The 13,445-nt window shown below is 45.1% G+C and carries 10 protein-coding genes; 2 read left to right on the plus strand and 8 right to left on the minus strand.

What is annotated here, in order from left to right:
* Positions 1-4 precede the first annotated feature (4 nt).
* Positions 5-619, minus strand: a complete 615-nt coding sequence (locus EMM73_RS04505) for an RNA polymerase sigma factor (RefSeq protein WP_127685266.1) — start codon at positions 617-619, stop codon at positions 5-7.
* A gap of 337 nt (positions 620-956) precedes the next feature.
* Here EMM73_RS04505 and EMM73_RS04510 point away from each other — a divergent pair, with 337 nt between their 5' ends.
* Both EMM73_RS04510 and EMM73_RS04515 read left to right on the plus strand, forming a co-directional pair.
* A complete protein-coding gene (locus EMM73_RS04510) occupies positions 957-3,731 on the plus strand; it encodes a TonB-dependent receptor (protein ID WP_127685267.1) in 2,775 nt (924 codons plus the stop codon).
* Between the two features lie 95 nt (positions 3,732-3,826).
* Entirely contained in the window at positions 3,827-5,395 is a 1,569-nt protein-coding gene (locus tag EMM73_RS04515) for a CehA/McbA family metallohydrolase domain-containing protein (protein ID WP_127685268.1), read from the plus strand.
* Positions 5,396-5,459: 64 nt separating this feature from the next.
* Here EMM73_RS04515 and EMM73_RS04520 read toward each other — a convergent pair whose 3' ends face one another.
* From EMM73_RS04520 to EMM73_RS04550, 7 genes are all read right to left on the minus strand, one after another.
* Complete coding sequence (locus EMM73_RS04520; protein WP_127685269.1) at positions 5,460-6,455, minus strand: LacI family DNA-binding transcriptional regulator; 996 nt, start codon at positions 6,453-6,455, stop codon at positions 5,460-5,462.
* A gap of 100 nt (positions 6,456-6,555) precedes the next feature.
* Positions 6,556-7,887 carry a glycoside-pentoside-hexuronide (GPH):cation symporter gene (locus EMM73_RS04525; RefSeq protein ID WP_127685270.1) on the minus strand — a complete coding sequence of 444 codons (1,332 nt, stop codon included), beginning with the start codon at positions 7,885-7,887 and terminating at the stop codon, positions 6,556-6,558.
* Positions 7,888-7,937: 50 nt separating this feature from the next.
* Positions 7,938-9,266: a GH1 family beta-glucosidase gene (locus tag EMM73_RS04530; protein ID WP_127685271.1), complete on the minus strand. Its 1,329-nt coding sequence runs from the start codon at positions 9,264-9,266 to the stop codon at positions 7,938-7,940.
* 141 nt (positions 9,267-9,407) lie between these two features.
* A complete protein-coding gene (locus EMM73_RS04535; protein ID WP_261373327.1) occupies positions 9,408-10,118 on the minus strand; it encodes a DUF6445 family protein in 711 nt (236 codons plus the stop codon).
* 10 nt (positions 10,119-10,128) lie between these two features.
* Entirely contained in the window at positions 10,129-11,622 is a 1,494-nt protein-coding gene (locus EMM73_RS04540) for a tryptophan halogenase family protein (protein WP_127685273.1), read from the minus strand.
* Positions 11,623-11,666: 44 nt separating this feature from the next.
* Entirely contained in the window at positions 11,667-12,689 is a 1,023-nt protein-coding gene (locus EMM73_RS04545) for a cupin-like domain-containing protein (RefSeq protein ID WP_127685274.1), read from the minus strand.
* 13 nt (positions 12,690-12,702) lie between these two features.
* Complete coding sequence (locus EMM73_RS04550) at positions 12,703-13,428, minus strand: SapC family protein (protein WP_127685275.1); 726 nt, start codon at positions 13,426-13,428, stop codon at positions 12,703-12,705.
* Positions 13,429-13,445: the final 17 nt, after the last annotated feature.

The following is a 13,445-nucleotide window of genomic DNA, read 5'->3' on the forward strand; positions in this document are numbered from 1 at the left end:
CGAATTAACCTTCACCGACAGATTTTTTAGCCAACTCTTCACGTATGATTGAGAGCGATTTTTTCAATTGTCTGGATATGTCAGCCTGACTCCAGCCGGTTTGTTCTGTGATTTGCTCGTAACTTTTGCCTTCGATACGACTCAGGTAAAGTATCTTTTTCTGTTTCTCGGACAACAGTTCAATCCCTTTTATTAAATGCAGGCCACTTTTCTCTGCAGAATAGATGCGTTCAGGCGTCATTTCTTCCACATTTTCCGAAAATAAATGCAATTCTTGCTCAATAAACTTTTGACTAGTGGCATGAGCCCGCACATCCAGTAGCGCAAAATTGACCGCTACTGTATATAAAAAAGCTTTTAGGTTGAGGATAGAATCAAGGTTTTCCAGCTCCAATAGCCGCGCAAAAGCTTTGTGGGCAATTTCTTCAGCATCTGCTGCATGCTTGCCATAGCGGCGCATTAACCAGCCACACAAGCTATGATGATGCTCCCGATAGAGAGCTTCGAGTTGTTTTTTTCCGCGTATTTTAGCCAGGTCTGTCACAACCCCTGTGATACCAGAAGTGCTTTTATTGTCGATTAAAGCCCCTGAGCTATGGTATTCGCTGATGTATTTCATTGTATTCCACGGGGGTTAAGATTAGGTTTAGCCTTTCGGCTATTCGTTACCTTCTAAGTACTTGCCGCGCGCTTATCTTGCGCCGCAAATCTAATTCAAAAATCAATCCAGCTTAAGCACCTAACCATGACCGAGCGCTCCGCTAACAAGGCCGCACTATAAAAACTTTTACTTAACTTATTTATGAAGTTTTTGTGAAGCTTGTGCCACAACTGAAAAATCCGGGGGACTTAAACATCAAGAGCCTGACATACCAAGCCAGAGCTAAATTATTTCTGCGCCAGGCTTTGCGTATGGATACCGACATCAGGTTAATTTAAAGGTTTGGAAACACTAAATGAAACATAGAACAACAGCTAATTCAGCGCTGGCCACCACCAGACAGCTCTCGAAGATATTCAAACTCTCATTACTTGCATCGGTAGTTGCAGCCGTAAATACCTACGCAGCAGAGGCGAGTGCCACTGCCGGAGATGACAAGACTATTGAGAAAATATCAGTCACAAGCAGTCGCATTATTGATGACGAGTCTGGTGCACTATTAGATAAAAAGTTAAGTGTTGGTGTAAACGCCATCATGTCGGCTAAAGCCATTATGGAAAGGCCAGGCGGCAATATCACAGACATACTATCCACCTTACCTAGTGTGACGGCTTATTCGGATATGGGCAAAGGCCAGGCAGCCACAGGTGAATCTGAGTTTTTGTCAGTCCGGGGCATAGATTCAAGCTATAACGCCTATTTGATGAACGGCATGCGTATGCCTCAGGCTGACTCTTCTACCCGAGCCATTTCAATGAAAATGATTGCGCCTTACGGCTTAAGCTCAGCGCGCATTGCAAAAACGCCAATGGCAGAAGACCCAGCTGACGCTATTGGCGCCATAGTGGAAATTAACACGCCAACAGGTTTTGAAAAAGGAGACGACTATCGCAACTTTACCGGAGGACTGAACTATTCAGAATTAGCCAACGACAGGGACTTTGATGCTACAGGTCACGTCGCTCAGTTTGAATTTGCCAATCTATACGGCGATGACCAGGACACTGGCTTTTACGGCACTATCTATCATGAAACGCGTTATGCTGCAGGTGAGACACTGGAAGCCGTTTATACCCAAGCGCATCAATCAGAAAAAGATGTGACTGACTGGAGCACTCTGCAGCACGGCCTCGTCGCTAAAGAGCTAAGGTTGGATTTTTATGAAACTGCCATCGAACGCTTTGGTGGAAATTTTTCCCTCGATCAAAAGCTGGAAAATGGTGATTTGTATTTACGAGCCAACTACGGCCATTACACAGCGGAAGGCTCTGATTCACAGCGTAAACTTTATATAGATTCGTCAACATTTGATAATCAAACAGGATTTTACACAGGTAAAACTGCTGGCTCCAATGGCTACTTCCAGCTACGCGATCAGGAAGCTACATTGGCCAACGTCCAAACTGGCGGTAACTGGATAATTCAGGAAAATCTGAACTTAGCCTATAACCTCTCGTTCGGGGATAGCGAAGTAAAAACTCCAAACTATATTGAAGGTAGTTTGTACAGCCAGAAGTATGATGGTGCCTTGAGTTTTGATTTATCAGATCCAACAAATCCGCAAATCAATTACAGCTCTGAGCAATTAAGAGCACAACTTACAGACCGGGATGCAGCACGATTCCGCAAAACTCAGGGCGGCGATGCGGCGGCCAAAAACACCATGTATGGTGTAAAACTGGATTTAAGCTATACACCTGGTGGCTTTTTCGATGAAATCAAAACTGGTGTTGATTACAGTGTGTCTGACAGAGACCAATATGACCGTCCTCTGGTACATGACAATGGCAATTACTCTATCCCAACACCTGATGGGAAACCCGGTGGTAGCTCAAATCCACAGGGCCCTTACGCCTCGCAGATTGCAGGCCAGGACATTAATTTCGGTAACGGTGTTTTCAACAACTTCCGGGTTTATGACCGCAGCTACTTTGAAAATTACATGCTGCCTGTGGCATTCACTGACGTCTTTACTGAAACAGGAGCACCAAACCCGGGGGCTTACACCCAGGATGATTGGAACCGCAAGACAGTTTACGGCACAGAAACCATCAGCGCGTTTTATCTCCAATCTAAGCATGAGGTGATGAATTGGAGTTTCGCCACTGGTATACGCTACGAAAATACCGACTTTGAAGAGTCACATTGGTTATTGGATCGAGACAATCATCGTTTTATCAGCGACAGCAACAGCTACGGCCAGTATTCACCGAACTTAAACATCAGCTATCGTCCAACTGAAGATCTGGTCTATCGCTTTGCGGCCCGCCGCAGCTTCTCTCGGCCGGCCTTTTCGCTTATTGCCGGACCGGAAAGTTACAGTTATAACGACAATACAGACCAGATTAAAAAAGTCACCCGCTCCAATCCGGATCTGAAACCAACCACGGCGAATAACTACGATGCAAGCATAGAATGGTATCCAACAGATACATCTGTTATGGAAGTGGCTGTGTATCGTAAGGACTTCAACAACTTCATCTATACCGCCAGCACCACAGGAGGAGTTCCTCCGGCAGAATACGCTGATAACCTACAAGATGGCGTCACCTACGAAATGCCAGCGAATGGCAAAGGTGCAACATTAAAAGGCATAGAAACTCATACACGCTATAAGTTTCCGATGAATGGCAGCGTTTTTGATGGTTTTGGTATTGATGCAACTGCGACCTTTCAACATAGCACTGCCGAAAGCTCTGAAAGCAATAGACCAGGCGAAACCGCTTTACCCCGCTCGCCAAAACAAATGTACAACTTCCAGTTGTTCTACCAGGGTGATGAAATATCTACTGGTTTAACCTGGCAATATATTGGTCGTCAATTACTGAGCTTAACCAGTGATAAATTAGATAAATACTTACAAGCACACCAGCAATTAGACTTGAACGTGACTTACCGCCAGGACGACTGGTCAGTCACAGCACAAGTGCAAAATTTGCTTGATGATGAAGCCTTTTATAAAACTCTGGGGACAAGTAAAGACTATATGGGTAGTCAGGATGGTGGCGGTAACGGCTCCTATGTGGAAACAGGCCGCACCTTAAAAGTATTCGCCTCTTATCAATTCTAAAAGCAAAAAGGGAACAATGCTGCATTGTTCCCTTTTTTATGACTCAGAGAAACACAGCTGTTTCATAAGAAAACCAAAGAGGAACGAAAGTGAAAATGACCAAACTTAGCACCTACCTGCTATTCGGCTTGCTGCCCAATTTAATCAGCTGTGCCACACCTCAAGCACCTGCAGAACAAGGACACTGGATAAAGGGAGACATGCATATTCACACCGCTTTGTCCGCAGATGCAAAATCTTCGTTGTCTCAGGTATTGTCTGCAGGCTTTGAGCAATTTGATCTCGACTATATGGCCATCTCAAATCATCTGCGCAACAACAGCAGAGATAACTTTGGTCGGGAAAACATTCATTTGCTGTTTTCAGATGCGATCGCAACATATGAACTGCCAGAGCTCCAAGGTATGCAAAAAAACTTTGCCAACAAGCTCATCATCAGTTCATTTGAGTGGGATGCGCCTACCCATGAACATATGAATATAGGCAAACTGAGTTTTGGCGATGATTTCGAACAGACACTGGAGTTTACCCGCTATTTTGAATACCGCTTTGGAGCGAAAAACACCCTGCATGATTTTCCCGCCGAGGTCATTGAGGCCTTCGAAAAACAAGGAGTACCCAGGCAAAACAGGACCCATCAGGATGCCATAAGCGCACTTAGCTGGTTACAGCAACATCATCGTGATTCCAGCTACGCCACACTCAACCACCCAACACGTTATGCGACAAGTTACAAAATAAGCGATATCCGCGAATTTAATGACGCAGCGCCTGATGTTTTATTTTTAGTCGAAGGGATGGTGGGAAATCAGTTTAACGGTGAGCGAGGCGACTACAGTAGCGCAAGTCGATCGGGTTTACTTGGTGGCACAGATCCTTTCGTAGCTGAGCTTGGCGGTAATTGGGATGCTTTACTAGGTGAAGGGCGCCACCTCTGGACTATCGCCAATTCCGATCATCACTTCAAAATTTCACTGCCCTACAGCAGCGGCTACTTTCCGGGTGAGTATGCCAAAACCTATGTATGGTTGCCTGAAAATTCGCAGCAGCCCTTGCAAAAAAAAGCCTGGCTACAGGCCCTTAAAAGCGGCAACAGTTTCTCCGTTTTTGGCGACTTGATTAACGCGCTCGACTTTCATATTTCCAGCAAAACGAATAAGGCCACTATGGGGCAAAGCTTAACTATCCAACCACAACAACGCATCGAAATAACTATACGATTCAAGCAGCCTGGGCATAATAATCAAGAGACACAAGTGGGTAATGGTCGGTACGAGGGTACTGTACCTAAACTACACCATATTGACCTGATTGCCGGCGATCTTGGTGAAAAAGCGCAGCCAGAGACCCCAGCCTATAATCAGCCCTATAACCCTACTACAAAGGTCATTCATTCTTTCACTGCAGAAGAATGGCAGCTCGATAGCGAGGGGTACTACGTGATGCACTTTACCATGACAGCAACACGCGCTCAGTATTTCCGACTCAGAGGAACCAACCTTGATTACAACGAAAAAGGCCTGACTATTGATGGAGAGCCTCAACCTTCAGCGGTCATCAAACTCGACAACACAGGTGGACGCGCTTACTACCAGCGCATCAATGAGCGAAACTACAAGGACCTATGGTTTTACTCCAATCCTATTTTTACCCGTTTAGAGTAAAAGAATAATCAGAGTTCAAGGCCAAACTCTTGAGGTGAACAAAAGTCAGCCTAGGTTAACCAAATTAGATAGAGATTGCAGAGTTACGCACTACTAACTCAGGCTCAAATACGTTTTCTACTGCAATATCTTTGTTGTATAGATTTTTCAACAGCCACAAAGCGGCCATCTTGCCCATTTCATGAATAGGGTTATTGACTGTGGTCAATTTAGGCGATACGTAACGGGCAAAGGGAATATTGTCGTAACCGACAAAAGACAAGTCCTGCGGAATTTTCATACCCCGCTCCAGGCAAACCGAGATAGCGCCAGAGACCATTTGATCGTTGGCGCAGACCACTGCAGTAAATTTTTTGTCCAGACTGAGCAAGTAGTTCATGCCGTCTACACCGCTGTCTTCTTTGTAATCTCCCTCAAAACACAAAGCAGGATCAAAAGATACACCCACTTCGGCCAAAGCTCTTTTATGCCCCTCCAAACGCTCTATTGCATCGTGTTTTTTCGCAGGGCCGGAAATATAGGCGATATCGCGGTGCCCTAACTCAATCAGATGCCGGGTCGCCAAATAACCACCCAGTTCATTGTTCAGGTAAATACAGCAATCGCTGATTTCAGCTATGTATCTGTTGATTAGCACTATAGGAGTTGAGCTCTGGCTCAATTTAATCAGGTATTCGTCTGAGATAGCTTCAACATCGAGGATCAGTGCGTCGCAGCCTTTACTCAGCAGAAACTCCACACTATCAATTTCCTGTGCTGCATCACTATGACCCACAGCAATAATGACATGGCGGTTGTCCGCTCGCAGTGCAGCTTCAATTTCAGCCATCATAGGGCCGTAATAAGGACCATCTAGTTGGGAAACTAAAACCCCAACACTATTGGAGCAATTTGACGCTAAAGACTGAGCAAAAGTGTTGGGTCTGTAGCCCAGTTCAGCCATAGCGGCTAGCACTTTTTGTTTGGTCTTTTCACTGACATTGGTGTTTTTATTCATTACTCTGGATACAGTGGCCAGAGATACACCTGCAAGCTGAGAAACGTCGTAAATAGTCGCCATAAATAGTGCTGTCACTTCTGGTTAAGTCTAAGAAATTCGGGAGCTACAGAGTAATTCAGCAAAGACTAAATTGCTCTGTAGTCCGTCATATTATCAGCTTTTATTCTGCAGCTCTCTTCAATTCCAGGGTAATTTCATCAACTTTTTGCGTATTTAGCTTATAAGCACCCATGGCAAAAGCCACAATCAACGACCCTATGGCCGGATACAAACTAAAAGCCAGTAAGAGTCCTGCTTTGGTTTCTTCGGTTTGAGCCACATCCGCCTGATAGCCCATACCTGCCAGCAACCAACCGCCTAAAGCTCCACCTATGGCTATGCCCATTTTGATAAAGAAGATAATAGAGGAATAGACCATACCAGCACTACGAACCCCAGTAAGCCATTGGCCATAATCCACTGTGTCAGCCATTTTCGCCCAGAGCAGCGGTGTTCCAGTGTTGAATACTAAATTCCACAGTACATACAAACCTATGGCCACAGTGACATTGTCTGCTGCGATAAAATAGCTGCTGGCACAAAGGGCTGCGGCTAAAATCTGTATGCCAATATAAAGTTTCACCTTGCAGTAACGTTTGGCCAGAGGCTGCGCAATAATACAGCCCACCATACTGCCAAGCATACCCAAAGTGATAAACAAGGTGATGCTATCCGGCATGTCCAGATAGTACTTCACATAATAAATCGCCAGCGTGGTGCGAAGTACATAACCACTCAGCAGACATAAGGCTACTAGTGCAAGAACACGCCATTGATCGTTTTGCCATAGCTGACGAAAGTTATCCATGTAGCTGCGGCTGACCGCTTCTTGAGGTGGGTTGACTCGTTCTTTAGTGCCATAAAAACAAGCTAAAAACATCAGCACGCCTAAAACACTCATCGCCATTATCGTCAACTGATAACCTTTGGCTTTATCGCCCTGACCAAAAAACTCTACCAAAGGTAACGTTAAAGAGGTCACCATCAAACCACCTAGCATGGCAAAGACAAAACGATAGGACTGGACCGATACCCGCTCTTTAGGATCTGCGGTTAGTACAGCGCCTAAAGCGCAATAAGGGATATTAATGGCTGTATAGACCAGCATCAGTAAGGTGTAGGTGACAAAGGCATAGATCATTTTGCCTTCTTCGCCAAAATCAGGGGTGGTAAACGCCAATACACTGATCAAGCCAAAAGGCAAAGCAAACCAGAGTAAGTAAGGCCTGAACTTGCCATATTTACTTTGAGTACGGTCAGCAAGAGCCCCCATCAAGGGGTCTGTTACCGCATCAATTATACGGACCACCAGAAACATGGTGCCGACAAAGGCAGGCGAAATGCCGTAGATATCGGTATAAAAAAACGTCAAAAACAACATAACGGTCTGGAACACTATATTGCTTGCCGTATCCCCGAGGCCGTAAGCAATTTTCTCCTTTACACTAACCATGTCAGGCGCTTCCTATAAAGTGTTGATTTGAAATTATTGTTTTTTATAACTTAACGATTACTTATTAAATTTTTATACGCCAGACCGCTGTTTTTCACAGTTCTTTGCTGGCTGTTGTAGTCGACATAGACAATACCAAAACGCTTTAAGTAGCCTTCAGCCCACTCAAAGTTGTCCATTAAACTCCAGGCAAAATAGCCCTGAATATCGACACCTTGCTCAACCGCCTGATGCACTGCATTTAAATGCGTTTGGTAATAAGACAAGCGCAGTTGATCATCAACCTCACCATTGTCCAGTTGATCAGCAGCAGCAGCTCCATTTTCAGTAATATAAACCGGAGGCAGTTTATAGTTCTGATGCAAAGACACTAACAGATCGGTAAAAGCTTGAGGGTAAATTTCCCAGCCTATGTCTGTTTTAGGCGCGCCTACCATGTCGACTTCAATAAAGTCGCGGCCTTCAGCGGCTTTATACACAGTGCGGGTATAGAAATTAACGCCTAAAAAGTCTAGCGGCGCTTTAATAATGTCAAAGTCACCTGCTTCAATCACTGGCTTGTCTTCATCCGCCAGCAAAGCGAATGAATCCGGGTAAGCGCCATCAAATACCGGTTTGATATACCACTGGTTAAAGTATTCGTCGGCAAGCTGGGCCGCTCTTATATCTGCCGCGCTGTCGGTCAATGGATAAGCTGGAGTGAAGTTCAGCACTAAACCATTCATACTAGTTGGGCTATTTTTCTGCAGTACCTGCATAGCCAAACCATGCGCTAGTAGTAAATGATGTGCTGACTGACGGCCATAGGCTTTTTTAGTTAAACCAGGCGCATGAATACCAGCCTCATAACCTAAATAGGAGCTGCAAAACGGCTCATTTAAGGTGGCATATGAATAGACTCTGTCACCAAAGGCTTTACTTAACTTGTCAGCATAATCCTGAAACAAATAGGCCGTGTTGCGATTCAGCCAGCCTCCCTGATCTTCAATATGTTGAGGTAAATCCCAGTGGTACAAAGTGACAAAAGATTTAATATTTTTTGCTTTCAGTTCATCCAGTATACCTATGTAAAAATCTACACCTTGCTGATTCAGGCTGCCGTCTTGATTCATTACCCTTGCCCAGGCAATAGATAAACGATAGGCGTCGACACCTAAGGAGCTGATCAGAGCGATATCGTCACGCCACAAGTGATAGTGATCACAGGCCAGGTCGCCGTTGGAGCCATCTTTGACTTTACCTGGCGTGGCGCAAAAGGTATCCCAGATACAAGGCAGACGAGACTCAACTCCACCTTCAATCTGGAAGGACGATGTAGCCACACCATAAGTAAATTCTTTCTTTAACAATCTTGAGCCTTTTGGCAATTCATAGTTCATCGTTATCTTCTTTTCATCTTTAAAATAGGAGGGTAAAAGTGTTATCTGTGCGACTAAAACAGCAATGTAATCGCTTCCATCTTTATTTTTGTTAAAGCCATACTCAGTTCCTTTTCAGCTGGTGTCACACAGGTTCCGGATTTATACGAAATCGACAAACATATTGGCAGTTAAGCGCCCTGTGACAGCAGAGCTGTCTATATCTGTATTGATATCCACCAAAGTCGAATGCAGTAAATGACCTGGGTAAATGATCAGTCTGTTGGCCTGGTATGGGATCTGGTGGTACAACTCATAATGCTCATTCGTTTGCACCTGATAACGCTGAGGTGGCGCGCCATGATTATCAATAAACCGCTGAGCAGACTGAAAATATTCTTGCCGTCTTTGATCCGTAACCCGTTCAAACCCAGTGGGCTTATGGCGGAAAAAGCCAGTACTGCCATGAGGCGAATCATTCAGGTAATGCAACAGCGCAAAATAATAAGGGGCACTGGTATCAAAATGTGGCATACATTGCAGCGGAGCAAGACTATGTTCTGGCTGGGTAATCAGTGCATAAAACAGCATTTGCGGTTTTAAACGCAACTTTTCAGGCACCTGATACACCTGATAAATCAGCTGGTATAACGCATTTAAACTGGCTGCGACATAGGCTTTTGGTAAAACAGCACGCTGGCCGGGGTAATAAGTCTCGCTCTGCTGAGTAAAGCAACTCTTCAAGGCATACTGGCGCACAGCTGATAAATCCAATGCAAAATTATCTATCATAATCAATGGTGTTTTCTCCTGCCCAAGATAAATAATTTCGGGCCGGATGGCGGTATTGACCTGATAATTCAGCGCGTCCATCATCGCCTGCTCAGACCAAAGACGACTTGCAGTAATGCTGAATAAACTCCTGATGAGTCGGGAATTGACTCACGGTGCGTCTCACATTGTGTTTAATGCTCATCAGGAAATCGTTTAATTCAGAATCCGGCATTAAATCGACAATAGGGTGGTACTGCTGCGGCATTAAGCCCTGGCCAATCAGCACCTGCAACCAGGAACTTTCGCCAAACAATTCCTGTGCAAACTTGTAGACTTTACCAGATTGTTTAAATAGCTCCATCCGGTGAGTCAGCGTCTCAGGAATATCCATATTTTTGCAGTAACGCCAGAACCTGGTGTCTGTTCGCTCTGTGGCTTTGTAGTGCAGGATAATAAAATCGCGGATATTATCCATTTCAATTTTGGTTTGACGGTTAAACTCAGCCACATCAGCAGAGACTATGCCGTTTGATGGAAACATCTGCAGCAGACGAATAATACTGCGGTGGATCAGGTGGATACTGGTCGATTCTAAAGGCTCGAGAAAACCACTAGATAAACCAATGGCCACACAGTTTTTATTCCAATGCTGGCGGCGGGTGCCGGTTTTAAATTTAATCAGCCTTGGCTCAAACAGCATTTCCCCTTCGACATTGTCGATCAGAGTTTGTTTGGCTTCAGCTTCTGTCATAAATTTACTGCAAAACACCAGACCATTTCCCACCCGACTTTGCAGTGGGATTTTCCATTGCCAGCCTGCGCCGCGGGCAATGGCTCTGGTGTAAGCCAAAGGTTCCTGCGTGGTTTTGGTTTGTACTGCATAAGCACTGTCACAAGGCAGCCAGTGACTCCAATCTTCAAAACCAGTGTTCAGCGTTTGTTCGATCAACAAAGCCCGGAAACCAGTGCAATCGATAAATAAATCGCCTTCCACCAGCTCGCCGGACTCAAGCAATAACGCACTGATAGCGCCATCCATATGCTGCTGTACTTCACGAATTTTGCCTTCAATACGTTTGATTCCGTGCTGCTCGGACAAACGGCGTAAAAACCCGGCATACAATGAGGCATCCATATGATAGGCATGGTTCAGGTCTTGATTTGGCATCACCGCAAAACGGCCCTGACGAGCACCTAAATGCTCAACGCAATAGTCACCTATTTCAGTGGCTATGCCTTTTTGCCTGCCTTTGACCCAAAAATGCTGAAAACCACAAGCCCAGCAATCTTTGCCTAAAAAACCAAAGGAGTGAATATAGTCTTCGCCTAGTGTTTTCCAATTTTCAAACTGAATACCCAGTTTAAAAGTGGCATTGGTAGCGGCCATCACTTCGGATTCTTTGATGTTCAGTAAACGGTGAAAGATATGCAGCGTAGGGATAGTGGCCTCACCAACCCCCACAGTGCCAATATCATCAGACTCGACTAACACCACTTCGAGGTTTTTGCCAAGTAACTTGGTCAGGGCCACAGCCGTCATCCAGCCTGAAGTGCCACCTCCTGCTATCACTACTTTTTTAATTCTGTTCTGCTCGTTGTTCATAGACTTCCCCTGTTGCCTGACACTATTTTTGTTTTAGCTTGTGGTCAGCGTTTTAATTTATTCAATAAATCAGCTCTGATCTGACGGGCATTTAACTCATCCAGTGGCTTGGTCAGCATGTTTAAAGCCTCTGGCTGAATATGCTCCTGCGAGACATCGTCATGCTCAAAAATATAGTAATCAAAAATGGCTTTCCAGGCCTGGCGCTGGGCTTTTGGCAAACTACGTAAACTCAACACTGCCATAGATAACGCATTGTTTGGCCGACCTAAAAATGCAGGAGTATCACGCCACCAGTGGCTGATCAGCACATTAAAAGCATCCTGAGCTTCAACATGGTGCCACCACATACTCGGGATAAATAACAGATCACCAGGTTCAAGCTGAGCAATCTGAGCATGCTGTAAGGCTTCGGCAAACTTAGGAAAACGCTCAAAATCGGGCGCGGCAAAATCCACCATACTGACATCCTGCCCCCCTGGAGCAAACTCCATAGGACCAGGGTACAAGTTACCAATTTGCTCAGGAGGAAATAAGGTGAAAACGCGGTGCCCTACTGCATTACAGGCCAGATTTTGTGGGAAATCATAATGAGCTGCGATGCGGGATCTATTGCCAAGCCAGACACTGGTCAGTGGAGTAATACCCTCCAGCTGTAAAGAATTGTGCTGTGCTAAGCCCGGAAACCAGTTATTGATTTCGGTCGACCCCATGTAGTAGGTAGGCGCATTATCCTGGCTGTTTAATGCAAAAAGGCGGTCCAGCAACTGATTAAAATCAATTTTACCGCCTTGATAGTTAAAGCCATTTTGTGCTGCGTTATAGAATACTCTGCCCTGATGTTCTGGCTCTATATAACAGGCGCTGACAGGAAGGCCCTGGTAAAACTGTCGTAAATAATCTGCGGCAGAGGCGTCGGATAGCAAACCCGCTTTGACTAAAGGCCAATCTTTACACAAGCCTTTGAATATGATCGGGGAATCAGCAGCGTGAATAAAGCTCAATACATCAGCTAAGCTCAATCCCTGCAGAGTTTTTACTTGTGCTAATGACGTTGTGCTTTGCATTAGGATTCAGACCTTACTCAAACTGCTTGTTTTTTAACTGCAGTAAATGACGGATGTTCGCCTGAGAGGCTATCGCCATATAAATCGCCTGCAAATAGCCTTTTTGATGCAGCTGACTCAGAACTTCTGGCGATAATGCCGCCAGATTATCTTCATGGATAGTGTAGAAACCTGCCAGCTGTTGCTTCTGACCATTACTGAAGGTCAAATCCAAAGTGAAGGATTCAAGCAACTGATGCTCAAGTAACAAGCCGATAAAGGCTTTGCTATCGAGCATGCCAAAATGAATAGTTTCCAGCATGCTGGCTACTTCATCCAGATAAGGGCTATTACCACCAAAAGGTAAAAATAAGCTTTCGCCTTCAGTGCTGCTGACTCGTGGATTATTCAGGTCGATATGAATAACACGTTGTGTTCTTTCCATACCGTCTTCACGCACCTGCTGCTGACCAATCAAGAAAGGCTGGCGTCTGAGCATCAATGGTACATAGCAGCCCCGCCAGTTATCCTGCTGCAAAAACAGGTTTTCCTGATCCTGAAAACCAAAAAGGGTCACGGCAAAAAACTGATTACTCTGGCTGTCTTTATGAAAAAAAATCGGATAGTGGGCCTGAACTGTACGAAATTCTTGAGGAAAAGTGACGGCGAACCAGACCGCATCGCCATATTGTGCGCCTCTGGCTGTTATCACCTTCAGCTCTTTGTGTTCAACACTGTTTAGTAAAACATTGTGACTCATATTGTATCCCGGTCTGT

This window comes from Rheinheimera sediminis, assembly GCF_004005375.1.
In the GTDB taxonomy this organism is placed as follows: domain Bacteria; phylum Pseudomonadota; class Gammaproteobacteria; order Enterobacterales; family Alteromonadaceae; genus Pararheinheimera.

Coding starts and splice junctions, on each gene's coding strand:
- EMM73_RS04530 (WP_127685271.1), bottom strand. CDS start 9,266: ATGAACTATGAATTGCCAAAAGGCTCAAGATTGTTAAAGAAAGAATTT.
- EMM73_RS04525 (WP_127685270.1), bottom strand. CDS start 7,887: ATGGTTAGTGTAAAGGAGAAAATTGCTTACGGCCTCGGGGATACGGCA.
- EMM73_RS04520 (WP_127685269.1), bottom strand. CDS start 6,455: ATGGCGACTATTTACGACGTTTCTCAGCTTGCAGGTGTATCTCTGGCC.
- EMM73_RS04515 (WP_127685268.1), top strand. CDS start 3,827: ATGACCAAACTTAGCACCTACCTGCTATTCGGCTTGCTGCCCAATTTA.
- EMM73_RS04505 (WP_127685266.1), bottom strand. CDS start 619: ATGAAATACATCAGCGAATACCATAGCTCAGGGGCTTTAATCGACAAT.
- EMM73_RS04535 (WP_261373327.1), bottom strand. CDS start 10,118: ATGGACGCGCTGAATTATCAGGTCAATACCGCCATCCGGCCCGAAATT.
- EMM73_RS04510 (WP_127685267.1), top strand. CDS start 957: ATGAAACATAGAACAACAGCTAATTCAGCGCTGGCCACCACCAGACAG.
- EMM73_RS04545 (WP_127685274.1), bottom strand. CDS start 12,689: ATGCAAAGCACAACGTCATTAGCACAAGTAAAAACTCTGCAGGGATTG.
- EMM73_RS04550 (WP_127685275.1), bottom strand. CDS start 13,428: ATGAGTCACAATGTTTTACTAAACAGTGTTGAACACAAAGAGCTGAAG.
- EMM73_RS04540 (WP_127685273.1), bottom strand. CDS start 11,622: ATGAACAACGAGCAGAACAGAATTAAAAAAGTAGTGATAGCAGGAGGT.